Origin of the sequence: Streptomyces sp. NPDC020192, from assembly GCF_044388685.1 — a bacterium.
GTDB lineage: Bacteria > Actinomycetota > Actinomycetes > Streptomycetales > Streptomycetaceae > Streptomyces.
Map to the genome: position 1 here is coordinate 75,369 of NZ_JBIRXG010000013.1, position 23,819 is coordinate 99,187.

At 68.3% G+C, this 23,819-nt stretch carries 23 protein-coding genes; 11 read left to right on the top strand and 12 right to left on the bottom strand.

Translation table 11 applies throughout. From position 1 onward, the window contains the following. Positions 1–1,257: a helix-turn-helix transcriptional regulator gene (locus ACH47Z_RS24805; protein ID WP_399077186.1), complete on the bottom strand. Its 1,257-nt coding sequence runs from the start codon at positions 1,255–1,257 to the stop codon at positions 1–3. Between the two features lie 166 nt (positions 1,258–1,423). Here ACH47Z_RS24805 and ACH47Z_RS24810 point away from each other — a divergent pair, with 166 nt between their 5' ends. The 6 genes from ACH47Z_RS24810 to ACH47Z_RS24835 all read left to right on the top strand — a co-directional run bounded on the left by ACH47Z_RS24810 (position 1,424) and on the right by ACH47Z_RS24835 (position 6,283). Next, positions 1,424–1,795, top strand: a complete 372-nt coding sequence (locus tag ACH47Z_RS24810) for a hypothetical protein (protein ID WP_399077187.1) — start codon at positions 1,424–1,426, stop codon at positions 1,793–1,795. A gap of 1,060 nt (positions 1,796–2,855) precedes the next feature. Then, positions 2,856–3,977: an asparagine synthase gene (locus ACH47Z_RS24815; protein ID WP_399077188.1), complete on the top strand. Its 1,122-nt coding sequence runs from the start codon at positions 2,856–2,858 to the stop codon at positions 3,975–3,977. Continuing rightward, complete coding sequence (locus tag ACH47Z_RS24820; RefSeq protein WP_399077189.1) at positions 3,974–4,723, top strand: class I SAM-dependent methyltransferase; 750 nt, start codon at positions 3,974–3,976, stop codon at positions 4,721–4,723. Before ACH47Z_RS24815 ends, ACH47Z_RS24820 begins: the two co-directional genes overlap by 4 nt. A 64-nt stretch (positions 4,724–4,787) precedes the next feature. Continuing rightward, on the top strand, positions 4,788–4,919 hold the full coding sequence (locus tag ACH47Z_RS24825) for a hypothetical protein (protein WP_399077191.1): 132 nt from the start codon (positions 4,788–4,790) through the stop codon (positions 4,917–4,919). Next, complete coding sequence (locus tag ACH47Z_RS24830) at positions 4,916–5,599, top strand: YdcF family protein (RefSeq protein ID WP_399077192.1); 684 nt, start codon at positions 4,916–4,918, stop codon at positions 5,597–5,599. The genes ACH47Z_RS24825 and ACH47Z_RS24830 overlap by 4 nt, the downstream gene beginning before the upstream one ends. A 129-nt stretch (positions 5,600–5,728) precedes the next feature. Continuing rightward, on the top strand, positions 5,729–6,283 hold the full coding sequence (locus ACH47Z_RS24835; RefSeq protein ID WP_399077194.1) for a flavoprotein: 555 nt from the start codon (positions 5,729–5,731) through the stop codon (positions 6,281–6,283). Here ACH47Z_RS24835 and ACH47Z_RS24840 read toward each other — a convergent pair whose 3' ends face one another. The 4 genes from ACH47Z_RS24840 to ACH47Z_RS24855 form a co-directional block, all read right to left on the bottom strand. Then, on the bottom strand, positions 6,284–7,966 hold the full coding sequence (locus ACH47Z_RS24840) for a relaxase/mobilization nuclease domain-containing protein (protein WP_399077196.1): 1,683 nt from the start codon (positions 7,964–7,966) through the stop codon (positions 6,284–6,286). It lies immediately after the preceding gene. Further along, the gene (gene mobC / locus ACH47Z_RS24845) at positions 7,963–8,463 is read right to left on the bottom strand and encodes a plasmid mobilization relaxosome protein MobC (RefSeq protein ID WP_399077198.1); all 501 of its coding nucleotides are present in this window, start codon (positions 8,461–8,463) and stop codon (positions 7,963–7,965) included. Before mobC ends, ACH47Z_RS24840 begins: the two co-directional genes overlap by 4 nt. A 305-nt stretch (positions 8,464–8,768) precedes the next feature. After that, the gene (locus ACH47Z_RS24850) at positions 8,769–9,935 is read right to left on the bottom strand and encodes a DUF3631 domain-containing protein (protein WP_399077200.1); all 1,167 of its coding nucleotides are present in this window, start codon (positions 9,933–9,935) and stop codon (positions 8,769–8,771) included. A gap of 679 nt (positions 9,936–10,614) precedes the next feature. Beyond that, positions 10,615–10,848: a helix-turn-helix transcriptional regulator gene (locus ACH47Z_RS24855; RefSeq protein ID WP_399077202.1), complete on the bottom strand. Its 234-nt coding sequence runs from the start codon at positions 10,846–10,848 to the stop codon at positions 10,615–10,617. 464 nt (positions 10,849–11,312) lie between these two features. Between ACH47Z_RS24855 and ACH47Z_RS24860 the strand changes: the two genes are divergently transcribed. Both ACH47Z_RS24860 and ACH47Z_RS24865 read left to right on the top strand, forming a co-directional pair. After that, the gene (locus ACH47Z_RS24860; RefSeq protein WP_399077205.1) at positions 11,313–11,516 is read left to right on the top strand and encodes a hypothetical protein; all 204 of its coding nucleotides are present in this window, start codon (positions 11,313–11,315) and stop codon (positions 11,514–11,516) included. A gap of 1 nt (position 11,517) precedes the next feature. Continuing rightward, a complete protein-coding gene (locus ACH47Z_RS24865) occupies positions 11,518–12,849 on the top strand; it encodes a tyrosine-type recombinase/integrase (RefSeq protein ID WP_399077534.1) in 1,332 nt (443 codons plus the stop codon). Positions 12,850–12,921: 72 nt separating this feature from the next. Here ACH47Z_RS24865 and ACH47Z_RS24870 read toward each other — a convergent pair whose 3' ends face one another. From ACH47Z_RS24870 to ACH47Z_RS24900, 7 genes are all read right to left on the bottom strand, one after another. Next, complete coding sequence (locus ACH47Z_RS24870) at positions 12,922–13,485, bottom strand: Pycsar system effector family protein (RefSeq protein WP_399077207.1); 564 nt, start codon at positions 13,483–13,485, stop codon at positions 12,922–12,924. Between the two features lie 36 nt (positions 13,486–13,521). Beyond that, positions 13,522–13,905, bottom strand: coding sequence for a hypothetical protein (locus ACH47Z_RS24875; RefSeq protein ID WP_399077209.1), 384 nt, complete (start codon positions 13,903–13,905; stop codon positions 13,522–13,524). Continuing rightward, positions 13,902–14,876 carry a hypothetical protein gene (locus ACH47Z_RS24880; protein ID WP_399077211.1) on the bottom strand — a complete coding sequence of 325 codons (975 nt, stop codon included), beginning with the start codon at positions 14,874–14,876 and terminating at the stop codon, positions 13,902–13,904. The genes ACH47Z_RS24875 and ACH47Z_RS24880 overlap by 4 nt, the downstream gene beginning before the upstream one ends. Before the next feature lie 99 nt (positions 14,877–14,975). Continuing rightward, positions 14,976–17,243 carry a hypothetical protein gene (locus ACH47Z_RS24885; protein WP_399077213.1) on the bottom strand — a complete coding sequence of 756 codons (2,268 nt, stop codon included), beginning with the start codon at positions 17,241–17,243 and terminating at the stop codon, positions 14,976–14,978. Next, positions 17,240–18,070, bottom strand: coding sequence for a hypothetical protein (locus ACH47Z_RS24890; protein ID WP_399077215.1), 831 nt, complete (start codon positions 18,068–18,070; stop codon positions 17,240–17,242). Before ACH47Z_RS24890 ends, ACH47Z_RS24885 begins: the two co-directional genes overlap by 4 nt. A gap of 169 nt (positions 18,071–18,239) precedes the next feature. Next, complete coding sequence (locus tag ACH47Z_RS24895; protein ID WP_399077536.1) at positions 18,240–18,914, bottom strand: Crp/Fnr family transcriptional regulator; 675 nt, start codon at positions 18,912–18,914, stop codon at positions 18,240–18,242. A 443-nt stretch (positions 18,915–19,357) separates the two neighbouring features. Further along, complete coding sequence (locus ACH47Z_RS24900) at positions 19,358–19,984, bottom strand: hypothetical protein (RefSeq protein ID WP_399077217.1); 627 nt, start codon at positions 19,982–19,984, stop codon at positions 19,358–19,360. Between the two features lie 319 nt (positions 19,985–20,303). Here ACH47Z_RS24900 and hemL point away from each other — a divergent pair, with 319 nt between their 5' ends. The 3 genes from hemL (at position 20,304) to ACH47Z_RS24915 (ending at position 23,744) form a co-directional block, all read left to right on the top strand. Continuing rightward, positions 20,304–21,620 (top strand): glutamate-1-semialdehyde 2,1-aminomutase, encoded by a 1,317-nt coding sequence (gene hemL, locus ACH47Z_RS24905; RefSeq protein ID WP_399077538.1) that lies wholly within the window; start codon positions 20,304–20,306, stop codon positions 21,618–21,620. A 44-nt stretch (positions 21,621–21,664) separates the two neighbouring features. Further along, positions 21,665–22,324, top strand: coding sequence for a histidine phosphatase family protein (locus ACH47Z_RS24910; protein WP_399077541.1), 660 nt, complete (start codon positions 21,665–21,667; stop codon positions 22,322–22,324). 151 nt (positions 22,325–22,475) lie between these two features. After that, entirely contained in the window at positions 22,476–23,744 is a 1,269-nt protein-coding gene (locus ACH47Z_RS24915; protein ID WP_399077219.1) for a hypothetical protein, read from the top strand. Positions 23,745–23,819 lie beyond the last annotated feature (75 nt).

A 23,819-nucleotide genomic window follows, 5' to 3' on the forward strand; every position in this document is an offset into this window, starting at 1 on the left:
TCACGTCGTGCACAGTGCGTCGATCTCGGCGCCCAGTTCGACCACGCGGGCGTCGCGGGCGAGGGGGCCGAGGTCGGTTCGTAGCCCCTGGAGTTTACGGGCGACGTAGCCGGAGGACGTCGCTCGGGCGAGTTGCAGGGCCTCGCGGCCGTAGGTGAGGACTTGGTCCGGGTCGTGGCGCAAGGCGCCGATGGACGCGAGGTCGGTGAGGACGGCGCCGCGGCGCCGGAAGGACTGCCCGGAGGCGAGTACGTCCTGGCTCAAAGCAGTGGTGAGGGCCTTCTCGGCGAGGTCGAGGCGGCCCAGTTGGAGGTAGCGGGCGCCGCGTTCCTCGGCGAGGCGGGAGCCGTCGAAGCGCAGCCAGCCGCCGTTGTGGAACGGGCCGTTGAGGTTCGTGACCTTCTCCGCTTCGTCCAAGGCGCGCTCGCAGGCGGACAGGTTCCCGAGTCCGGCATAAGCCTCGGCCTGAACCGAGGCGACCCAGTGGCGGGTGGACAGGGAACTGTCTCCTCGCCGCGCCACCCTCTCAGCCGCCGAGAGTGCGGTGGCGGCCTCGGCGTAACGCCGTTCGTACAGATCGACGTATGCGTGTCGGACCAGGGCGCATGCCCAGAGATCGTACGACTGGGCTTCCTTGCTGGCGGAGGCGGCGAGCGTGTAGGACGCCGCTGCGTCGGTGTAGCGGTTGCCGTCGAAGGCCAGCTCACCGGCGAGCTGGAAGAGGTCGCCGGCCGCGCCGCACAGGGCCTGGGATTCAGCTGCCGGCTGGCCGTCGAGGGTGTCGTTGAGCGTGGTGAGCTGGTCGCGGACGATCGGGTACACGGAGCCCTTCGCGCGGGCGAGTTGATACACCTGCCAAAGGTGGCCGTTCATGCGCAGGAAGTCCTCCGACATCCCACGGTGGGCTCCGTCGGTGAGGGCGGCGCTGTCGTCGGCGGGCAGGGCCACGAGGGCGCTGGTGACGGCTATGGCGCGCAGAAACTGGCGTCGGATCATGTCGTCGGGGTCCCCTGAGCCGTGGTGGTCGCGAGGCAGCGACCCTGCCGACTCCGGACGGGCTGCTTGTGGCTGTCCCATCAGGGCGTCGAGTGCGTCAAGGTCGAGGTGCAGCAGCTCGGCCAGCCGTGGCCGTAACGGCGGCTGGGGTGTGGTGGTCCGGGTCTCCCAGCGGCCGATCGTGCGCCGGTCGACGCCGAGGGCGTGCGCGAGCTCTTCCTGACTGTAGCCCAGCGCCCTGCGCCGCTCCGCAAGCCCCATGCCGCCCCCTTTCCACGTTCCCGTCCGTGTCTACCCTGGCGGCGCTGATCTGTCCCATGAGTGTCCCAGGAGTGCCTCATGGATGCCGTGGTCCGCGCCAACCCGTTCCGGTTTTCTGGACGTTGTCAGCCACGACAACTGTGGACACCGGAGAAGGGGTGCGGGCATGGGAACGCAGATCGCCATGTCGTCCGAGACGGCGCAATTCCCGATCGTCCTGGAGGCGGTCGACGAGAGCGTGGCCACGGCGCTCGCCGTCGGGCTGGCAATGCCCGATCGCCCGGTGATCGACGCGACGACCCGGGCCCTGGTCGGCCACCTCAGAGCGCTGATGGCCGAGGACCTCGGCTTCGACGAGGACCCGGCCGTGCAGGCGCTGTTCCGGGAGGGCTACCGGGTCCTCGACCTGACGCGCCGGCCGACCGCGGAGTCCACCCAATTCGGCGCCTACCAGTACATGCGTGAAGTCGGCCTGCTGACCAGGCGCTTCGCCGACGTCTACCGCGAGGCGCAGGAACAGGACGCAGCCGATGGCTGACGAAGCCCCCATCGATCTGCCCATGCGCCCGCCCGGAGCGACCCTGCCTGAACAGGAGCGGGCACGACGCCTCTTCATCAGTCCACCCGGCCTCCCGCCCTTCGTCCGGCAACCCGAGGGTCACCGCGAACAATGAAGAACAGCCGGCGCAACAACTTGCGCCTTGGCCCCTATGGCTGGCGCCAGTGGCTGCTGTCAGCTCTGATCATCGCCTCCACCTCACCGGTCGCCTGGGCCTTCTGGTACTTCGATCGCCCCTAGCCCTCGACGGGCACTCACTGACTCCCGCTCTGGCCGCGCGAGCCCTCAGGAAGACCCGGTTCCCCACCGGGACGGGCTCAACAACTCCCCAGCGGCCAGAGCGGGATCCCATCAGGCGGCATCACCGGCGGCACCCTGCCGCCTTGGCAGTCCCCTCGATGAGCTCCCGTCCCGGTCGCCGGCCTGCCCGCGGCCGGGACGGGTCCAGGGCTCCGCACTTCGCGGGGCTCGTCCACTCACTCCGTAGGAGAGGAACGACCATGAACATCGACGAACTGTTCACCGGCGACCTGATCACCGGCGTCCCCAGCATGGACGCGGCGCTGCTCGACAAGATGCCCGGCGGCGGCGACAACAACGGCGACCACTGCAGCTGACCAGCCCGTGAACGCGGTGGAGCAGGGCCGAGCGCCCTGCTCCACCGCCCCATGACTGAGGGGGGAAGCAGGTGCTTTCGTTTCGTGTGCGGCTGGCCGACACCCGGAGCACAGCCTGGCGCTGGAACACAGACCGGTGGGTCAGCGGGCAGAGCTGGATCAGACCCGCTCACGCGGCTGCCTTGGAAGCCGAGCTTGCGCCGGGCGATGGATCCGGCGTCTGTGCGCTGGTGAGGGAGGACAAAGGCGGGGAGGTTGACTTCACGTCCCTGCTCCTACGCCCGGACGAGGTTCAGGTCTCAGCAGGTGTGTTCGGCACCGCGCCGCTGTATCTGGTAGCGGTCGGAGAAGACCTGTACGGCTCGTGGGACTTGGCCGACCTACGGCCTCACCTGGGACTTGACCGACTCAATCCCCAGGCCGTGGCACGCGCCTTGACCCGCCAGCACCGCTACAGCGCCGACACCCTCTTCGACGGCGTGTACCGGCTCACGGAACGCGCCACGGCCGTCTTCACGACCGCGGGACTCACGATCCTTTACCCCGAGCCCGCCCAGCACGTACTGGAACCCCGAAGGCTGCGCCCGGGTGTTGACCCGGTGGACGCGTTCGATGCGCTGCTGACCGAGGTTGCGGCCGGGTGGCTTTCTACGGCGAGCTGCGTCGGCGTCGAGGTGTCCGGCGGGGCCGACTCGGGCAACGTGACTCTCTCCGCCGCCGCAGCTGGCTTCGGCTCCGTCCGCACATTCGGCCTGCTCATGGGCGGCCGGATCGGTCGCCTTCAGCAAGACCGACGTCGCATGCTTGTGGATCACCTGGGACTGCGGGACACCGCCATCCCGGCCATGCAGCACCCGCCGTTCGTGCCCGGTGGGGTACGGGGCCGCGGATTGCCGCACGACCCGGCAGGAGCCTTCTACCAGGAGGCATTCGACGTCTTGCGCGGGCACGTGGCCGCCCACGGTTGCGAGGTGGTCTTCACGGGCGGTGGCGGGGACGAGGTCAACGCCTGCCACTCCCGTACGGGCGCCGAACTCCCCGCGGCAGAGCCCATCCCGTGGCTCGGGAACAAGGCCATCGAGGCCCTGGCCCAGGTGGACGAGAACCTCGCCCCCATCCCCGTGCTCCCGGTGCCCACGCTCATGGCCTTCGGCCTGCACAACCCGGCCTACCTGAGACTCGGAATCTGGCCGGTGGCTCCGCTCGTCCACCCCCGAATCGTCCGCTTCATGGAGCAACTGCCACACGAGCACAAGGAGGGCAAGGCGATGTTCCGCGACCGCCTGCGGCGTGCCGGACTGCCCGAGTCCGTTGCTGCCCCGACCGAACCGGAGAACTTCCTCGCGGTCATGGAGTCGGGCCTGCGCAGTTACGGCCTTCCCCTCCTGGACGACATGCTCCGCGAGTCACTGCTGGTCGACCTCGGCTACGTTGATCCCGTCGCCCTGGCCCGAGCCCGGGAGCACGCCGAGCGAGCCCCCGTGGTGCCCGACCTGCTGTGCGACACACTCGCCCTGGAAGTCGGACTCCGGAGCCTTGCATGAGCAGCCTGGACATCGTGGAGGCGGAACGCCTCGAAGCGTCGAACCTCTTCTACCGGGACCCCACGCTGTACGACCACGTGCAGGCTGACAGCGACAGCGCGAGCCTCTGCCGGGAACTCATCGACCGGCACTACCCCGAAGCCCGAACACTGTTGGACTTCGGCTGCGGCACCGGCAGGGACCTGGAACTGCTGGCCCAGCACTTCGACTGCATCGGCGTTGATCTTCAGCCCGACCTGGTCGGCTACGCACGCCGCACGCGCCCCGAACTCGACTTCCGGGTCGGGGACATGCGCACCGTCCGACTCGGCCACACCGCCGACGTCCTGGTGTGCCTGGGCAACTCGCTCGCCTACGTGCACGACAACGCTGACGTCCGGGCAGCGTTCCAGACCTTCGCCGCACACGCGCACCCGGGCACCCTGCTCGTCCTGTGCTCCCCGGTAGCCCCGATCGAGTCTCCGAGCCCTCAACAGGCCCGCGTAGAAACCCCCCTCGGGGCCGCCACGGTGACCATCAGCTACCAGTGGGATCTGCGGACACAGATCAACACCATGCGTCGGCACTGGGTGTTCGACTCGGGCGAAGAGTGCCACGATGCCATCCGCAGGCGTGTTCTCGGCCCTCGCGAACTGGAGCTGCACGCGCTCCTCGCCGGTTTCGAGGTCTTTGAGATGGTCAACGAAACCGGCGAACTGCCTGTCCTGGGTCCAGGCGCCTACTCGGTGGCTCGCTATCAGGGGTGAGGCTCCGGCCAATGCTGCTGCGGCATGGCGAGTTGGGCCATCGCCTGAAAGCCGAGGACTCCGCTTGATCGGCAGGCGATTGCTCGCTGACCTCGACTGGGCAGCATGGCGGGAAGGAATCAAGGTCGCCCTCCAGCACGTGCTGAATCCCCAGCCGCACAGCATCGAGGGCATCCGGAAGGACCAGCAGGGATGAGCCAGGGAGTGCCGGAGTACGAGCAGCGCCAGATCACCGACGAGCAGTTCCACGACGCGGTGCTGATCTGGGACTACCACAGGATGGGCCACGAGCGGCGGCCCTGCTCGGCGGCGATCGGCCTGGGCAGCCACCACCTGGGCGTCGCCACCACGGCCGTCGTCCTCTATCGCGCCGGCTTCTTTCCGGTCGTGGTGTTCAGCGGCGGTAACAGCCCCACCACCCGGGCCCGTTTCCCGCGCGGCGAGGCCGTCCACTACCGCGAGCACGCCCTGAACCTGGGCGTGCCGGACGAGGCAGTCCTGGTCGAGCCGAAGGCCGGCAACACCGGCCAGAACATCACCTTCTCCCGCGAGCTGCTGGCCGAGGCCGGCATCGCGGTCGAGTCGCTGATGCTGATCTCCAAGCCGTACATGGAGCGCCGCTCGTATGCGACCTGCCGCAAGCTGTGGCCCGAGGTGGAAGTCGCGTGCGCCTCTGAGCCGCTGGAGTTGGACGACTACATCAAGTCCATCGGCGACGAGAAGCTCGTCGTCGACATGCTCGTCGGCGACCTGCAACGGGTGATCGAATACCCGAAGCTTGGCTTCGCCGTCGAGCAGGACGTACCAGGGGATGTCTATGACGCTTACGAGCGCCTCCTGGGCGCCGGCTTCGACAGCCGCCTCATCAACACCTGAGGCGTGCCCCGCCTCCGGCCGCCTGGCGGGGGGCGGGATTGCCAGTAATGCGCCCGCCTTGCGTCTCTGGACGATCGAAAGTGAATCGTCTGGCCGCCTAACGGGAGCTCACCGCCTTGGAGTTCACGCGTGACCGAGCAGATTCCTTCGGGCAAGAAACCCTTCCTCTATGTTGTCGTCTGTGCGGCCGGAGTTGCTGGCGACGTCGGCAGGCTGATCACCGCCGCGCAGGAGCGGCACTGGGGCGCCGGCGTCGTTGCCACGCCGCAGGGGTTGGGCTTCCTCGATGTAGAGGCGATCGAGGCGCAGACCGGCTACCCGATCCGCTCTGCCTGGCGCACGCCCGGTGAGGCTCGCCCTCTGCCGCCCGCAGGGGCCATCGCGGTAGCGCCGGCCACGTTCAACACGGTCAACAAGTGGGCCGCTGGCATCTCCGACACCCTCGCGTTGGGCATCCTGTGCGAGGCGTACGGCATGGGCATTCCCACCGCTGTCCTGCCGTACTTGAACTCGGCCCAGGCCGCCCACCCTGCCTACCGTCGGAGTGCGGACCAGCTGTGCGAGATGGGCGTCCTGATCGGCTCGTACGAGCCCCACAAGCCCAAGGCCGGCGGAGGCGCCGACCGATTTCGGTGGGCAGAGGCACTGGAGCTTCTCGCACCGGAGCTGTCCGCGCGGACGTGATCAGCGCCTTGGCTGCCCCTTGGGCTCCGGTGAGAGCGGGGACACCGACACAGTCGGGCGCTGCATAGCGTGGCGGGCGTTGGCTGCCTGCGCCTGCGGGCCGGGTGCCTGGCGCTGACCGAGGCGGCGGATGCGCCAGGTCAAGGCACGGGCGGGGCTGCGCGCATCGTCCAAAGGGCGTTGGCTGAGCGCCTGGTCGAGGAGGTTGGACACGTTGTGGCCCGCGGCCTCCCCTTCGGCGAGCGACGTGGCCAGGGCATCCCAGGCCCGGTCGTTGAGGATGCGTTCGGCGTGCTGGGGGGCCGACCGCAGGAGGTAGTGGGCATAGCGGCGCTTGGTCTGCGCCCCTGGTGTCCGGATGGCGAGGCCGGCTAGGACCGGTTCCGCGACCTGCGCGTATGCGGCCTGCAGGTGGATCAGAGCCTGCTCGGATGCCGCCTGCTGTTGGGCGTGCTGGCGGACGCGATGCCAGTGCATGGCGTAGGCGACGGCGGTGAGCGCGGCGTCGATCAGCATCGCCAATCCGGCGCCGTCGCCGTGGCGTACGGGATCGTTCCAGATCGCTTGGACGCTGCGGCGCAGGGCACGGGCACTGGCGTGGTCGGCGTCGATGCGCGAACGAGTGGCCCGTTCGAATGCCGCGGCGGCTCGTTCCAGTTCGGCCCGTGCTGCGGCCGGGGCAGTGAGGGAGAGCAGGTCGAGTGCTCCGCCGAGCGCTGAAAGTTGTCCCTGGGCCATGCCGTCGTCGCTGTGGATGAGGTGGTGGGGGATGCGTTCGGTGGCGGCGGTGGCCTGGTGCCACGGGTTGCCCGGTCGGACGGAGACCGGCGCAGGAGCGGTCGTCGCGAGGCGCTTGCGGACCTGGGGCAGGGAGAGGTCGCCGGAGAGAGTGGAACCGGCGTACCAGATGGGTTCGCCCTGCTTGTTGACGTCGCCGGGCAGGCTGACGCTGTAGCCGGACACATCTCCGGACGGCTCTGTCTTCGGCCGCACCACCACGCCGGACGCCTCCAGTAGGACGAAGAACTGGGTCTCGGTAGAGGCGGCGGCCATCGCGCGGCGGACGCGCCGGCGCAGGATCTCGCGGGCGGTGGCGTCCTGGCCCTGGCGTTTGGCCTTGAAGTGTTCCTTGCTGGTGGGGCGCTTGGCGGCGGTGCCGTCGCCCGGCTTCAACCGCCGAAGCCCGTAGTCGATTTCGATCTGGCGGGCCGCGCGCTGGACGGCCCGGATGTCGTAGTCCCGTTTGGGGCGGCGGCCGTCTTGGCGGACGAGGGTGGCTGCGATGTGGATGTGATCGTCGGCGTGCCGGACGGCCACCCAGCGGCAGGCTTCGGTGTCTCCGGCGGGGGCGATGCCGGCGGCGGCCACGATCCGGCGGGCGATCTCTGCCCACTGGGTGTCGGACAGGATGGGGTCCTCGGGGGCGGCGCGGACTGGGCAGTGCCAGACCGTGGTCTGGGGGGCCTGGCGGCCGAGCATGACCACTGGCTGGTCGAGCTGGGTGTAGAGCTGCTTCTCCACCTCCTTCGGGTCGCGGTGCGGGCTGCGGCCGGGGTCGGGGGCGAAGTCGTTCCAGGACGCGACCAGGTGGGGGTCGACGTGCTCGTTGGCGTCGCCCTTGCCGAAGAGGTAGGCGATCAGACGGCGGGTGCTGCCCTTGCCGGTGATGATCTTCGGTATCACCGGCCCTGCCTTCCCTCGGTGACTTTGGCGACGGCGGTGTCCACGTCGGCGATCGACGTTTCGATGTGGGCCAGGAGCCGGTGGACGACGTCGGGCTCGGGCCAGGCGCCGTCCTTGTTGAGGTGCCAGGTGAGCTGGTTGAGGTTGTTGCCGAGGCCGGCGAGCTGCCGGTTGGCGGCCATCAGTGCCTTCACCATGGCGCGGTAGTCGGCGATCGCTGCTGTGGGGTCCTCGGCGCGGGCGGCGGCGAGCGACGCCTCGGCGACGTAGCCGCCGATCTGCATACAGCTGAGCGCGGCGGCGTGGGCGAGGTCGGTGAACTCGCTGTCGTTGTAACGGGGGTGGACGCGGCGCTCGCGCAGGCGGGGCTGACGCAGACGGCGTTGCGGTATTGGCGTCTGCGCGGCGTGCGGTGAGGGTGTGGTGGCTCCCGTCCCGGTCGGCTCCCCTGGGCCGGCCGATCCCGGTGCCCCCTCGGCGCCGGGTGCCTCCGCCACCCCAGGGGCGGAAGCCGGGTAAGGACTCCTTACCCGACAACTTGCTGCGCTGTCTGGGGCTGAGGTCGTAGGCGTCGGCTGTTGGGCTGTGGGGAGTTCGTGGTGCTGTTCGTGCATGGTGTGGCTCCGGCGGTGAGGGGGCGGGAGATGTGTCACGTGCGTCGCATCCGTCCCATGCCTGGTCATGACAGGTACGGACACTCGGGCAGGTACGGAGAAGTCCGTCCCGGTGAGGACATCCGTCCCCGCGCTGACCTGCGCGGGGACGGATGCGACGCAGTGATACGGACCCAGCGGGAGGCGGGTTAGCGGGCGCGTTGGGGGCCGGCGGTGCCGCCGGGCGGGCCGATGGGCAGCTGACCCGACGGGGCGGCGGGCGGCTTGCCCTGAACCTGGCGCGCGGTTGCGGCGTCGTGCGCGGTGGCAGGCGCCGTCTCGGTGAGGTCGGGGCAGTGCCGGGCCCAGCTGTCGAGGAACCGGTTGCGGGCGTACCCCTTGGCCTGCCTGCCCTTGTCGAACCGGTAGTTGGCCGGGCGGATGTCGAAGTCCCGCAGCATTCTGCCCAGGTGGTAGGCGTTGAGCCCGTTGGTGCTGTGTTCCGCCCAGGGTGCGTCGGGGTCCTGGAGCAGGGCGGTGACCAGATCCAGGGAGGACAGGGCCTCTGGGTTGCCGTGTGCCTCGAAGACGCGGTGGATGTCGCGCAGCAACCTTGTCTTCAGGTTGGTTTGCTCGTCCTGGACGGCCTCGAACCGGGTCATCGCGACACAGGCCGCACGGGCGCTGGCGGGCCAGTGGCCGCCGGCCAGGTCGGCGATGATGACCAGCGGTTCCCAGGTGTCTGCCGCCCGGTCCTCCACCGGCATCGTTGGCGCCATGCGGCCGGCCGTGCAGCGCAGCGGTCCCAGCCATGCGGCCAGCTTGTCCCGCAGCGCGTTCAGCTCGGGTGTTGCGTGGCGCGAGCGGAACGGGGTCACCTTCTCGCCCGGCTTGCGCTTTTGCATGCGGAGCACGACCGCCCGGTCTGTGATCGTGTCGGGCAGGTCGCCGATCGAGGCCAGTGCGGCCATGGCGAAGGTCGGATACGGGGTCGGCTTGTGCTCCGGACCGGAGATGCGCCAGGCGGGCCGGTTGCGCTGGTGTCCGGCGTTCAGTAGGCCGCGCAGTTCCTCGTTCTCGCCGGCCTTGCTGAAGATGGTGTCGGCCTCGTCCACCAGGATCGTGCGCGGGTTCTTGCCGATGATGCGGAAGAGCACAGCCGTGGACATGTTCACCGTCATGATCGGCTGGTGGACGGTCTCGTGGAGCACGTCCAGAACCCGGGACTTGCCGCAGCCCTTCGTCGGGCCGACGACTGCCAGACGCGGCGCGTGCTGCAGCGCGGTCTGGATGTGCGTGGCCGCCACCCACAGGGTGACCGCTGTCAGTGCCTCGTCACTGGGCAGTACGACGTACTTGCCGATCGCCGCCCGCAACTCATCCAGCAGTTCCGCACCCTCACCGGAACCCCGTTCCCCAGGGTCTCCCGGTCCCCGAGGAGACCGGGAGCCGGTCCCGTGATCCGGTCCCCGTACGTCGACGGGACCGGTCCCCTCCTGCTGGGCGGTTCCCGCCACGGGGTTGTCAGTCCCCAGCGACTGGCGGGGACCGTGATCACGGTCCCCGTTGCGGTCCCCTGGTGCAACTGCAGCCTCTTGGGGACCGGTCCTCATTTTGACGCCGCTGACCTGCAAGTTTGCGCCGGATGCCGATACGGGGACCGGGACGTGCGGGGACCGAGCAGCGGGGACGTCGCCGGGACGGTCCCCAACAGCGGCATCAGGCGGCGGCTGGGGACGGTCCTCGTCTGCTTCCACATTCGCCGAATGCTCGACGGTCCCCGACGCAGGGGACCGTGTGTCCGCCTGATCCCTGCGGCGCCAGGGGACGCCCTCGCCGGGGACCGCGGGAGTGGGCCAGCCGGTCGGGGAGGTGTTCGTGGAGCTGGGGGACGTAGAGTCCTCCATAGGCGTTCCTCTCCGGTGAGAGGCAGGACGGGCAAAGTCCCGCCCCTCACCAGCTCGTTCGTTCAGGGATGGGCGATCAGTCGGGAAGTCTTCGGCCCTCGGCGTTGGCGCGCCGGGGGCCGCTTCGTTGTCCGCGCCAGACGCGGGGTCAGGCCGTGAGGTCGTACGACGTCTGGGCGTCCAGCCACGCGTCCACCTCCCGCCAGCGGTAGCGCAGGTGACGGCCGACCTTGTGGACGCTGGGGCCGATGCCCCGGTACTTCCACTGGTAGAGGGTCCTGACCGGTACTCCGAGGTACGCGGCCACGTCGGCGGGAGTGGCGAGCTGGTCACGCTCGGCGCCGGCGAGGCGCGGGGAGTGGTTCGGCAATGAGGTCTCCATATCGGAATCAGAGTTTTGGATGGCAGGCGTGGGCAACACGGCCACACCACCTGGGAGCGTCCAGAGTGAATTCTGAAACCCCCGGTTACTTCCCTCGGCGTCGCCGGGGAAGACCAAAACAGTAAGGGCGGATCCCCGGTTGCCGAAATCGCTCCCGCGGAAGCCGAAATTTTCTGCGGAGGAGCAACCGGCTGACGTGCCGGAATCCGATACCTCAGCAGCTCAGACGTAGCGTCCAGCAATGAGAAATGGTGTGGCAAGTCCAGCGGGCACTGCATCCGATAGTTGCCCAAATCGCCCACTTTTTTGACGCGGAGGGAAGGTAGCACAACCTCCCCGCCAAAACGGCTCGTGATGTGCCGGAATTCGACGAGACGAACACCACTTCGCCCCCGGACGACTTTTGGAGAGTTTAAGAACTAACTCTTGCCATGGCGGCCGACTGCAAGTTACAGCTATTTGTCATGCCCAACCGACCTGCCGAAATAGACCCCGCCGGCCTCCACGCCGCCCGCGCCATCGAGCACCTACGCCTCATGCGCAGCCTGCCCCAGCACCAACTCGCCGCCCTTCCCGCAGCCCTGCTGCTCCCGTGGCTGACGCACACCGCCGCGCTCTACGCCACCGCCCAGTCCCCTAACCCCATCCAGGAGACCCTTCTTGGCTGACGTGTACGACCGCTGGCACAAGTCCCACCCCAAGCCCGCCGAGGCCGAGTGCGGCGACCACAAGAGCCGTACGAAGCGGATGGTCCCCACCGCGGACCACGGCATCGGCAAGCGCTGGCAGGTCCGTTACCGCGACCTGGACGGCCATCAGCGCAAGGAGAACTTCCACACGAAGGCCGAGGCGGACAACCGCGCCGTCGAGGTCGATGTCGAGATCCGGCGCGGCTCCTACGTCGTCCCGGCCGAGACGAAGCAGACGCTCGGCGTCTACGCGCAGAAGTGGCTCGACGCGAACTCCGTCGGCCCGACGACCGCGCTCCGCTACGAGGCGACTGTCCGCAACCACATCGTGGAGCACCTCGGTCGGCGCGAGCTGCGGTCCCTCAACCAGCCCTCGATCATTCAGGGTTGGATCCGTACGCTCCAGGACGCGGAACTGGAAGTGTCGACGATCGAGGGCATCTTCGACATCCTCTCCAGCATCCTCGGGATGGCCGTGGAGGACGGGCTCCTGCCGAAGAACCCCTGCAAGTCGAAGTCGGTCAAGCTGCCGACGGCGACCAAGAAGAAGATCATCCCTTGGTCGTTGGAACGCGTACGTGCGGTCGTCGCCGGACTCCCGAAGCGCTTCCAGGCCGGTGGCAATCTCGCCTTCGGCTGCGGCCTGCGCCAGGGCGAGGTGTTCGGCTTTGCAGTCGACGACATCGACTTCAAGGGCGGATGGATCCACGTCAACCGCCAGGTGCGGTTGGTCGGTACGAAGCCTGTCTTCGCCCTGCCCAAGGGCAACAAGATCCGGTCAGTGCCCCTGCCGGCTCAGCTTGCTGCCACCCTCAAGGCCCACATGAAGGAGTTCCCGCCCGTCGCCGTCACCCTGCCCTGGGCCAAGCCAGACGGTGATCCGAAGACCTTCCGTCTCCTCTTCGTCGACGCGAAGGGACGGGCCTACAACCGCAGCGTCTTCAACATGGGTGACTGGAAGCGCGCCCTGGCTGCCGCCGGAGTGATCCCACCCCGCGAGCGCGGCGCGCGCTACCTCCAGGCGGCCCCCGAGGACGGCATGCACGCCCTCCGGCACGCCTACGCCTCCGTCCTCCTGGACGCGGGGGAGAGCATCAAGGCGCTCTCCGAGTACCTCGGCCACTCGGACCCGGGCTTCACGCTGCGGACGTACACGCACCTGCTGCCGTCCAGCGAGACCCGCACCCGCAAGGCGATCGATGACGCCTTCACCGAGGCCAACGCTGAAGACCGAGGTAGCACTTCCGATGGCGAGGGAGCATCCGTGCCTACACCGCAACCAACGTGCCAGCGTTGCGCACTGGCCGCCTGACAGCCTCTTCCGGCACATGACGAGAGCGGGGCGGTGGGTGAAACGGCCTGCATCGATTGGCTTGTTCGCCGCTCAGACTGCTGCCAGCACGCTCCCCCCAAGGGCAATCATTCCGAGGAGGAAGCAGACCAGTCCTGTCCTGATCCACCGGTGTTTGGCCGCGACGATGTCGCTCGTGTTGCGGAGCGCGATCACCAGGCCCGATATCTGCTCCTCTTCGGTGGTGCGCAGAGCGTCAGCGAGTACTCCGGAATCCGCGGCCCGACGGATGTCGAGGAAATACGTTAGGGGACTGCCGGCCCGCCACTGGCTCGCCCGGTAGCGAGGAGCTGTCGCGAACAGTAGAAAGCTCAGCGCAAGAACCCAGCTCAGAGCACTGGCCGTGCCCAGGGTTCGACTGAAGCCTGTGGCTGGCATCCTGCTCCAGTACGTGCTCAGGACGACTCCGGCACACACACCCAGCGCGCCAATGAGAACCGATGCCTTGGTGTCGGCACGACCGATTTCGGTTCGCACCTCGGCCAGCAAGCGTTCCGCGGCATGCACACCTGCGGGATCGGAATTGAGCCTTGGGGCGGGCCCGTGAGAGGAGGACGTTGTGCTCGTGACACCCATCATCTTCGGTTCTCCTGACATCGATTCAGGTTGGAGACATCCCCTGCGGCCTTCACATCACGGCAAGCCGGACCACAGGAGGGCACCGGCCACCAGCAGGCCGCCCCACAGGGCGCCGCGGTGACCGAGCTGGCCTACTGCCTCGCGCAGCGCCGACAGCACGGTGCCGACACAGCGGTGTCCGGCGCTTGCGACAGCGCACACCGCGTCTCCGTAGGTGTAGGCGAAGGGGGCGGCGTGGCCGGAGACACGGCGCTGCGCCCGGGTCCAGCAGTATTCGGGCAACAGCAGTCCGACGACCATGACATTCATCGCGTACTCCATGCCGGTCTCCAGGTGCGTCAACAGTGGTACCGCAGCCCAGCGGAGCAGCACGTAGCAGGCGATGCCGACGACGAGAGCAGGCACGAGGGCCCGTTCAACGTCCGCGGGCGTGGTCACCGGTCTTCTCCCGATGCGTCCGGTCGCTCATCCTGATCACTGGTTCCCCGCTCCAGCTGTTCCCGGTAGAGGGGGTGTTTGCGTGTCCGGCCCCGGCCGGCGTCGTTGAGCCGCTCCTTCACAGCCGACAGAGCCGCCCGCGACGCATCTTCCAGCATGTGATCCTCAACTGCTCCGGAGTCGAGGACCCGCTCGATGACGCGGATCTGGTTGGCGCTGGCCTCGCGCTCGTCGTCACGAATGGATTCGATTGCGAGCGGGATGTCGGCCGGATTCTGCGCGAGGTGCGCGCCCCAGCGCTCGAACTCGCCCTGAGACAGCAGCCGGGCGTAGAAGGAGCTGCGCTCCTCCATGACTTCGTGTTCGTTGTGGGTGCGCAGCCTGGTCAGTTCGTGCTCGCTCCGCGTCCGCTGCTTGGTGTAGTCGAGGGAGCGCAGTGAGGACAGTTGGCCGACCGCCTCCTCGTCGAGGCTGAGCCTGACTTCGCATTGGATGTCCAGCCCTTCGTCGGCCGCCAGAGGCGTGGTGGCCAGCGCCTCCATCACTGCGACCTCGGCAGCGGCGCTCTCCTCGATGGCGTACCGGCGGCTTTCCCGGCGCATCCGGGTCAGCAAACGGGGCTCCAGCAGCGCACGGACGTCGCGGATCTGCCGTTCCACCACCTTGGCGGGGTCGATGACCCGCCAGGTTAGATCGGTCTCCGCGGAGAAGAACGCGGCATCGCCGTCGCTAGGCAGCCGGTGCTCCAGCGACATGTGTTGGATGCCCATGTCCACTTCGTACAGTGTGCGGAAGTTGCTGGTCACCAGCTCTCCGCGGGTGGGCTGCTGATGCGGGAGATACGTCTGCGGTCGTCCTCCGGACGTCAGGAACACGAGTGCGCGTTCCGCGTAGGTCGGTGGCCGGTGGCGTACGTATTCGAAGCGGCCCAGGCTCCGTATCTGGCGCACAGGGTCGTTGACCAGTTCCATGAGTTCTCCTGTTTTCGGGGCATTGCATACGAGGCGGTGAGTCGCGTGAGGCTGGCCGAGTGTCGGCGGCGGCCGGAATCGGGGATGACGGGTCTGCCGTCACAGGGGACGGGGCAGTGCCGCGGGGCCTTTGGCGAGGGCGGTCCTGAGCCGGGCGGCCGTGGGGCTCTGGCCTCCGTCCGGGGTTTTGACCCGGCGCAGAAGGAAGTCCAACCGGTCCCAGTCGTTCTGGTTTTCGACCAGCAGAGGGAGCAGTCTGCCCAGCGCCTCCTCTACGTCCGACACCGTGTCGTACCGGTCCGTCTGCTCGAATGGCGCCTCGGTCGTAAAAGCTCGGTGCCGTGCCGCTTTCGCGGACGCACGCTCTGCGACCCGGACCCAGCGAACCAGTTCGTCACGTGCCGCGTCGCGGCTGGAGCGACTGTCCAGCAACGCCCGCCACATCACGACGGCGTACCGTCGGGCGTGGGCGTCGTGTTCCGCCAGCCACAGAAGGCTCGGCCAGGTCGTCGCCTCGTTGCTCACGGCCCGGTGGCGCCTGCGCGCACCCCGCAGAAATCCTGCTACTGCCAGTTCGCGCAGGGGACCACGGCTTGCGTGCCACTGCACGAGTCGCTCCAGAACGGTGACGGCTGCGGGCCCCTGAAGCAGCGCCTCCAGTGCCTGCTCAAGCGCTGACTGGAGCGCGCTGTCCGGTGGCGGTTCGGTCGCGGTCATCCGCCCGATGTCCCGGAGCGCACTCGGGGCCGTGGCCCCGCCCAGCAGAGCGTATGAGCGAGCGACCGTCCACCTCCGTGCCAGGTGATGTCGGCTGCTCCAGTCGGAGAGTAAGCGCCTGACGGCTGTGTCCATGCCATGTTCGGCGGCGGTGTACAGCGCCCATGCGGCGAGCTGCCGCTGCATCGGCCTCGGCGAAGAACCCCACTGATTGAGGAAGCTGTCGAAGGCGTAACCGAAGTCCGCGGCCGCCAGTACTCCCGAGGCCACCGCGGCTCGGAGCCGTACGAAGGTCCGGCGGTCCGTCACGAGGGTGTCGAGCCAGGCCAACAGGGGCTTTCTGACAGCTGGATGGCTGGTCCAGACATGGCGCAGGGCGATGCTCCAAAGGGAGTCGTTCTGGAAAGCGACGACCCGTTCGGGCAAGCGTCCCCATGCGGTGTCGGTCTCTTCGTCGTGTTCCTGGGCCCTGGCCAACCTCAATCGGTCTTCCGGGGATGAACCGAAGACGGGATATCCGGCGGTGCGATCGGGTTCCTCGACGGTGCGAAGCCGCATGTAGAGGAGGTCTCCGAGTTCGGCCACCAACGGATATGGCAATCCGTCGAATACGGCGAGCGAGATCAGAAACGCCTTGTCGCGCAGCGGGGCTCCGCCCGACTGCTGGTCTTCACTGAACCACCTGCTGGCGATCTCCTCGGCCGATCTACGGCCGTACCCGGAAAGCTCCTCATCGTCGCAGCGTCCCGCTGCGTACTCCACGAGAAGCCGAGCGAAGTCGGCGGCCTCCGCGGGTGACGGGCCGGAGCTCAAATACCGTACGGTCGTCTCCAGTTCAAGCAAACGCCGCACCCTGTCGGCCGCCGCGGCATCACCGGCCGGTCCGTCTGCCGCTGAGCCCTGGATCGCGTGCAGCAAGTGAGCCCGTGTGATGTCGGCGGCGGGAAGCGGTTGCCAATCGTGCGCTGTCACTTCCTCCATGACGGTGCCGTGCGCTGCGACGACGACAAAGAGACCGTCGTCCCCGAGACGGCGGCGGATGGCGTTGAGATGGATGTCCCGCAACGGACTGTCCTGGCTGGTGATCGGGTCCACCACCACATGGGCCCCGCCGGGCTGGACGTGGTTGGCGAAATCGGCCGACTCCGTGCCTGGGTCCAGCGCAATCACTTCGCCGGCTTTCGGACCGACCTGCATGAGCATGTGCAGGGCCGCGGTCCTGCGACCGGTGCCGGGCCGCCCGCGTAGAACGAGGACGCGTCGGGCGCTGAGTTGCGCGCACAGCTCGTCGTACCGCCGATTCGGTGCGAACGTCTCGGCCAAGTGGTCGAGTTCCGCTGTCGGCAGAGGGCCGACAGTGTGCAACCGGGGCAGGCGTCTTTCGTGCAGGTGTACATCGACGCGCTTGTCGCCTGCGACGACATCGCCGGATACCTGGGTGTCCCCCATGACATTGGCCCGCCCTGACCGCAGGTGCGGGGCGAGAGCAAAGAGCTGCTCGATGGCCTCCCATGCCTCCGGGGCGGGGTCTTCATCCGGTGTCGGTGGCGCCACGTCCCCGGTGTCGGCGGCCCGCCCGGGATCCTTCTCTGCCTCGGGTCCGGCGCCGGCGTCCTCGGGGTCTAAGGAGGCGTCCATGTGCTGGTTCACTCTCCGGTTCCTTCCACGTCCCGCTGCCGAGTCGACTCGGTGGAGCTGGTACCAACGTGCTTGTCACCCGCAATGGCGTCCCCGGCGATGCTCGCGGTCCCGAAGAAGAAATTGCCCGTGCGCGTGTGCAGCGCCGGAGCCGGAGCCGCGCCGGCTGAGTGCTCGGACCTGGGTACCGGTACGGCCGCCTGGGCGGGGATGGAAGATGCGGTCGACTCCGCGGTGGGCCGCTCCGATCCGGCGGTGTCGGTGTGCTGTCGCGAGCTGTCGTGGTACCAGCCCGTCAGCGTGGCACCTTCTTTGCTGTCGACGGTCAGTGGATGGAAGTGCTCGGGCCGTACACCCGGATGCGCGTGACGCACCACGCCCTGATACACGGCGTTGGACACGCAAAGGACACTCGGCTCCGACGTCGCGGCAAGCTCCTCTCGTAGCGCCGGTGCGTCCAGGAGCCGGAAAGCATGGACGAGATCCGCGCCGACTGCACCGAACTCGTCCAGTGCCACTTCGCCGGTATGGACGACGATCCGCAGCCTGATCCGAGCACCCTCGGCGGCCAGCCGATTGGTGCTGACGAGTTGCTCAGGTGTCGCCGTCAGCAAGGCCCTGAGCAGCGCGGGCTTCGGCACGGCCGGATCGATAAGGACGAAGACGCCGTCGCCGCGGTCCTCGCTGCGATACTCGGTCGGCTCGATGGCGGCAGTCGACAGCGTCTCATGGAGGACTCTGTACAACATGCGGTGAATGACGGCTTGTTCGCTGTCGCGACGCCGCCCCGATCCCTCCATGTCCATGAGCAGGATCGTCTTGTTGCTGGGTTCCGCCATGTGTCTCTCCTCAGAAGCGCGCGACCGGCGCGTCAGGCCGAAGCGAAGTGCGGGAGGGGCAATCGACTGCCGGGCCGACCAACCTGGTCGGTCAGGACCACTCCATGCCCAGGGTCAACCAGCACGTCGTGCGCCGCGAGGATCGTTGCCGCACGGTTGATGTGACGGATTACGCAGAGCCGCCGATCCGCCGCAACATCTCCGGCTTGACCACCACCAGGGCTTGACGGCGTGTGGTGACATAGCCGCGCTCCCGTAGTTCGCCAAGAAGCCGGGTAACCGACTCACGGGACGCCCCCACGGCCCCGGCGAGTTCCTGCTGGGTGAGTGGCACCCTGACGAGAACGCCCTCCGGTACTGGCGCACCGTGGTACTGAGCCAGCTCCAGCAGCAGGCGCGCCAGTCTCTCCTTGACACTGCAGGCCGCGAGCTCCAGCCGCTTGCGATCCCCGGCACGCATCCGGTCTGTGAGCACGGCCATGAGCTGACGCGCCGCGATCGGGTGCGCGTCAAGGAACGCCTTGAAGCGGTCCGACGAGATGACCACCGCCCTTACCGGCTCCAGCGTGGTCACCGAAGCGGACCGTGTCGTGTCCTCGAGTGCGGCGCTTTCACCAATGATGTCCCCCGGCCCGCGCAGAGCCAGCAGCGCTTCGTGCCCGCCGGGGGAACCGTCGGTCACCTTCAGCCAACCTTCCAGGACGAGCAGGACGTGGGAGGACGGCTCGCCCTTCATGAGCAGGACGGTACGAGCCGGATAACGCAACTCGGATCCGGCGCTGATCAACGCCGCCGAGGCCGCCTCCGGGAGCCGGGCGAGGTAAGGGACGCGGTCATCGGTCAGAAGAGGTACGGCGGCCTCAGCATGAGCGCGTAAGGCTCCTGGCTTCGCGCTTCCAGCGGCGCTCTCCACAGCAGTGTCCTTCCCGCAACGGAACTCACTCGCCCCCAACGCCGCCTGTCAAGCGGGCACCCAAGCAGTTCGCGGAAGCCTGCGGGATCGTCTGTGGCACGAGGTTTTGTCAAATGCCCGACGATTCTGGCGCATGCGTCTGACGATGGGCAATGTTGAATGCACAACGCGTCACCGGCATCCCATCGACCCACGCGCAGTACCGGGACGGGCAGAGCACCGGCTACCGAGAGGGCGCGGGCGTACGCCAGTGCCCTGATCGCAACCCATGTGCCCTCAATGTGCCCTGGCCGCCTGACGGCCCCCTCCGCCACCAAAAAGGGCGAGGCCCGAAGACCCCGCCCAACCCGCAAGAAACCCCAGCTCAGCGCCGATCAGGGCCAAACAAGGCAATAAGGCTGATGCCCCGCCTCATGCAACCGATGGCTGAAGTCCTGCCACTCGTGCAGCAGCTGATACACGTTGAACGCGTCCCGCGGACCGCCCCGGTCCGGCACCGTCGACCAGATGAAGGCTGCCGCGCCGACCGCTTCCTCGCCGATGCCGCGGAGGGGGTCGACGACCGTCATGGGGAGTTTGACGACCGCGTAGTCGGGGTGCAGGACGACCAGTTCGAGGGGCGGCACCTTGTGCAGGGGGACGCCCTCGATGCCGGTCAGCACCATCGCGGCCATCGTCTCCGGCTTGATCTTGGTGAACATGCCGTTCATGCCCAGCTCGTCGCCGCCGAGTTCCTCGGGGCGCATCGAGATGGGGACGCGGGCCGCGGTCGCGCCGTCCGGCGCGCCGAAGTATTTGTACGTCACCCCCACCCGACCACCATTCCTGCTCCCCGCCCTGAGACGGTCGGCCCGCCGGTCGTGCCGCTCGGGCTCGCCCGGTACACCCTGTGTCTGACGTGCTTCGGTCGCTTCCTCCGCGTCGCGCCGGTGCCTTCCCCGCCGGGCACGCCGAGGACCCAGGTCATCAGTCCCCTCGCCCAGTCCGCCACCGCGATGCATATCTCCACCCGACTGCTTTTCTAGGACGCGTGGCCCCCGCCGCGCAACCCGATCATCGTGTCAGTGACCTCCCCCACGGCCGCCCGCCGAAACGTGCGGTGAAACACCAGTCCGCAGGATCTTGGACAGCCCATGACCACGACTATTACTACGTGCTCATGAGCTGTGTGTATCAGGTCTCAGTCTCGCAGATGCCATGGCCGTGATCACGGTTGCGATCCGAGGCCGGCCGCTGCCGGGGCGGGCCGCGGCCTACCCTGAGGAGGTCACCACGCAACCGGAGTCCGAGAAGCCGGAGAAGCCGCACGTCATGAGTGCCCTGAGCGAAACGCCCTATCCCTACGATGCGCCCGTCTCCCAGGCGCTCTTCGACCGCGCCTCCGCCGTCACGCCCGGGGGTGTGAACTCCCCGGTGCGCGCCTTCCGCGCGGTCGGCGGCACGCCCCGCTTCATGGTGTCGGGCAAGGGGGCCTATCTCACCGACGCCGACGGGCGGGAGTACGTCGACCTCGTGTGTTCCTGGGGGCCCATGATCCTCGGGCACGCGCACCCCGAGGTCATCGCCGCTGTCCAGGAGGCCGTCGCGCGCGGTACGTCCTTCGGCACGCCCGGTGAGGGCGAGGTCACGCTCGCCGAGGAGATCGTCGCGCGCGTCGAGCCCGTCGAGCAGGTCCGGCTCGTCAGCAGCGGCACCGAGGCGACCATGAGCGCCATCCGGCTCGCCCGTGGGTTCACCCAGCGGTCCAAGGTGATCAAGTTCGCCGGGTGCTATCACGGGCACGTCGACTCGCTCCTCGCCGCCGCCGGCAGCGGCGTCGCCACGCTCGCCCTGCCCGACACCCCCGGCGTCACCGGCGCCCAGGCCGGCGACACGATCGTGCTGCCGTACAACGATCTCGAGGCCGTGCAGGAGGCGTTCCACCGGCACCCCGGGGAGATCGCCTGCGTCATCACCGAGGCCTCGCCCGGCAACATGGGCGTCGTGCCGCCGGACCCCGGGTTCAACCAGGGGCTCAGGGACGCCTGCAAGAAGAACGGCGCCCTCTACATCTCCGACGAGGTCATGACCGGGTTCCGGACGAGCCGGGCCGGGTGGTACGGGATCGATGGCGTCAAGCCGGATCTGATGACCTTCGGGAAGGTCATGGGCGGCGGGTTCCCGGCCGCCGCCTTCGGCGGGCGGGCCGATGTCATGGCCCACCTCGCGCCTGCCGGGCCCGTCTACCAGGCCGGCACCCTCTCCGGTAACCCCGTCGCCACCGCCGCCGGACTCGCCCAGCTGCGGCTGCTCGACGACGCGGCGTACGACAAGGTCAACGCGGTGTCCGCGCAGATCCAGGGCCTGGTCAGCGAGGCGCTGAACAAGGAGGGCGTCGCGCACCGGGTGCAGACCGCCTCCAACATGTTCACCGTCTTCTTCACCGACCGGCAGGTGCGGACGTACGAGGACGCCAAGCGGCAGGAGGCCTTCCGCTTCACCGCGTTCTTCCACTCCCTCCTCGCCAACGGCGTCTACCTGCCGCCGTCCTGCTTCGAGTCCTGGTTCGTGTCCACGGCCCACGACGAGCGGGCTGTCCAGATCATCGCCGACGCCCTTCCGGCGGCGGCCCGAGCCGCTGCGGAGGCCACCGCGTGAGCACCCCCACCAACGGCAGCAAGGACGTCACCGTCGTCCACCTCATGCGGCACGGTGAGGTCGAGAACCCGACCGGGATCCTGTACGGGCGGCTGCCCGGCTACCACCTGTCCGAGCTCGGGCGGCAGATGGCCGAGCGCGTCGCCGAGCACCTCGCTCCCCGGGACGTCACCCATGTCTGCGCCTCGCCGCTGGAGCGGGCGCAGGAGACGGCCGGCCCGATCGCCAAGGTGCACGGTCTCGACCTGGACACCGACGAGCGGCTCATCGAGGCCGACAACGTCTTCCAGGGCAAGACGTTCGGGGTCGGGGACGGGGCGCTGCAGCGGCCGGGCAACTGGAAGCACCTCGTCAACCCGTTCAGGCCGTCCTGGGGTGAGCCGTACGTCGACCAGGTCGTGCGGATGATGGGCGCGCTGAACGCGGCCAAGGACAAGGCGCGCGGCCACGAGGCGGTGCTGGTCAGTCATCAGCTGCCGATCTGGATCGTCCGGTCCTATGTGGAGCGGCGCCGGTTGTGGCACGATCCGCGCAAGCGGCAGTGCACCCTCGCCTCCCTGACGACGTTCACCTACCTCGGCGACAAGATCGTGTCGGTCGGCTACAGCGAGCCGGCCATCGATCTGGTCCCGGCCCATCTGCGGGCCGGCGCCAAGCCGCAGAAGGGCGGCAACGCCGCTCAGGGCAAGGCCTTCGGGGCCTGAACGGCAAGGCCTGACGGTCTGTTTGACCGGGCTTGGATCGTTTTTGCCGCAACTATTGCGAAAAACATAAGAATTATCGGAACCTCCCCGATCGTCGCGCCCTCTCAGTGGGTGACTCACACCGACAGGCGCGACGAATCGGGGATCTTCCATGCGCACCGTCTCCCGGACCCTCTCCCGCCGGGGCATACTCGGCCTCGGCGCAGGCGCGGCGGCCGCCGCCACCCTCGCCGGCTGCGGGACCCACACGTCATCCGACGGTGCCGGCGGCAAGGGCGGTTCCGGCGACGGAAAGAGCGGCAAGGGCGGCGACGCGAGCGGCGCGCCGCAGGGCAAGCTCATCGGCGACGGCTCGACGTCGTACACCGGCAAGCAGCCGCACCAGCCGGAAGCGCCCCGGCCGCTGGAGGCGGGTGAGACCCCGCCGCAGTTCGTGGTCTTCTCCTGGGACGGCGCCGGCGAGGTCGGCAACGGCCTCTTCCCGCGCTTCCTGGACCTCGCCAAGGAGCACGGCGCGTCCATGACCTTCTTCCTCTCGGGCATCTACCTGCTGCCCGAGTCGAAGAAGCGGCTGTACGCCCCGCCGAACAACAAGATCGGCGCCTCCGACATCGGTTACTTCAGCGACGAGCACGTCAAGGCGACGCTCACCAACGTCCGCCGGGCCTGGCTCGAAGGCCACGAGATCGGCACCCACTTCAACGGCCACTTCTGCGGCGACGCCCACACCTCGGTCAAGTGGTGGACGCCCGCCCAGTGGCACAGCGAGATCAAGCAGGCCAAGTCCTTCGTCAAGAACTGGAAGACCAACACCGGCTGGCACGACCTGCCCCCGCTGCCGTTCGACTACGAGAAGGAACTCGTCGGTGGCCGTACGCCGTGTCTGCTCAACCAGGAGAACCTGCTGCCCACCGCCCGCGAGCTGGGCTGGCGTTACGACGCCTCCTCGCCCGGCGGTCTCCAGATGTGGCCGACGAAGAAGCACGGGCTGTGGGACCTGCCGCTGCAGGAGGTCCCCTTCCCCGGCAGGAAGTTCCAGGTCCTGTCCATGGACTACAACATGATGTTCAACCAGTCGGCGAACTCCACCAAGGCGCCGGCCTACAACTACCCCGCCTGGCGTGAGCAGGCGGCCGGGGCGTACATCGCCGGCTTCAAGCGGGCGTACTTCTCGAACCGGGCGCCTTTCTTCATCGGCAACCACTTCGAGCACTGGAACGGCGGCATCTACATGGACGCCGTCGAGCAGGCCTTCAAGCACATCGCGCAGGCGAAGGAGAAGGGCGCCGACGTCCGCATGGTCTCCTTCCGGCAGTTCTGCGACTGGATCGACGTGCAGAAGCCCGAGGTGCTCGCCAAGCTGCGCACCCTCGCCCCCGGGCAGATGCCCACCGGCGGCTGGAAGACCTTCCTCGCCTGAGCCTCGTACGTACGCCCCACGCGTATGACCCCCTGTCGGAAATGTCCCGTGTAAATACGCCCTGAAATGCGGTTT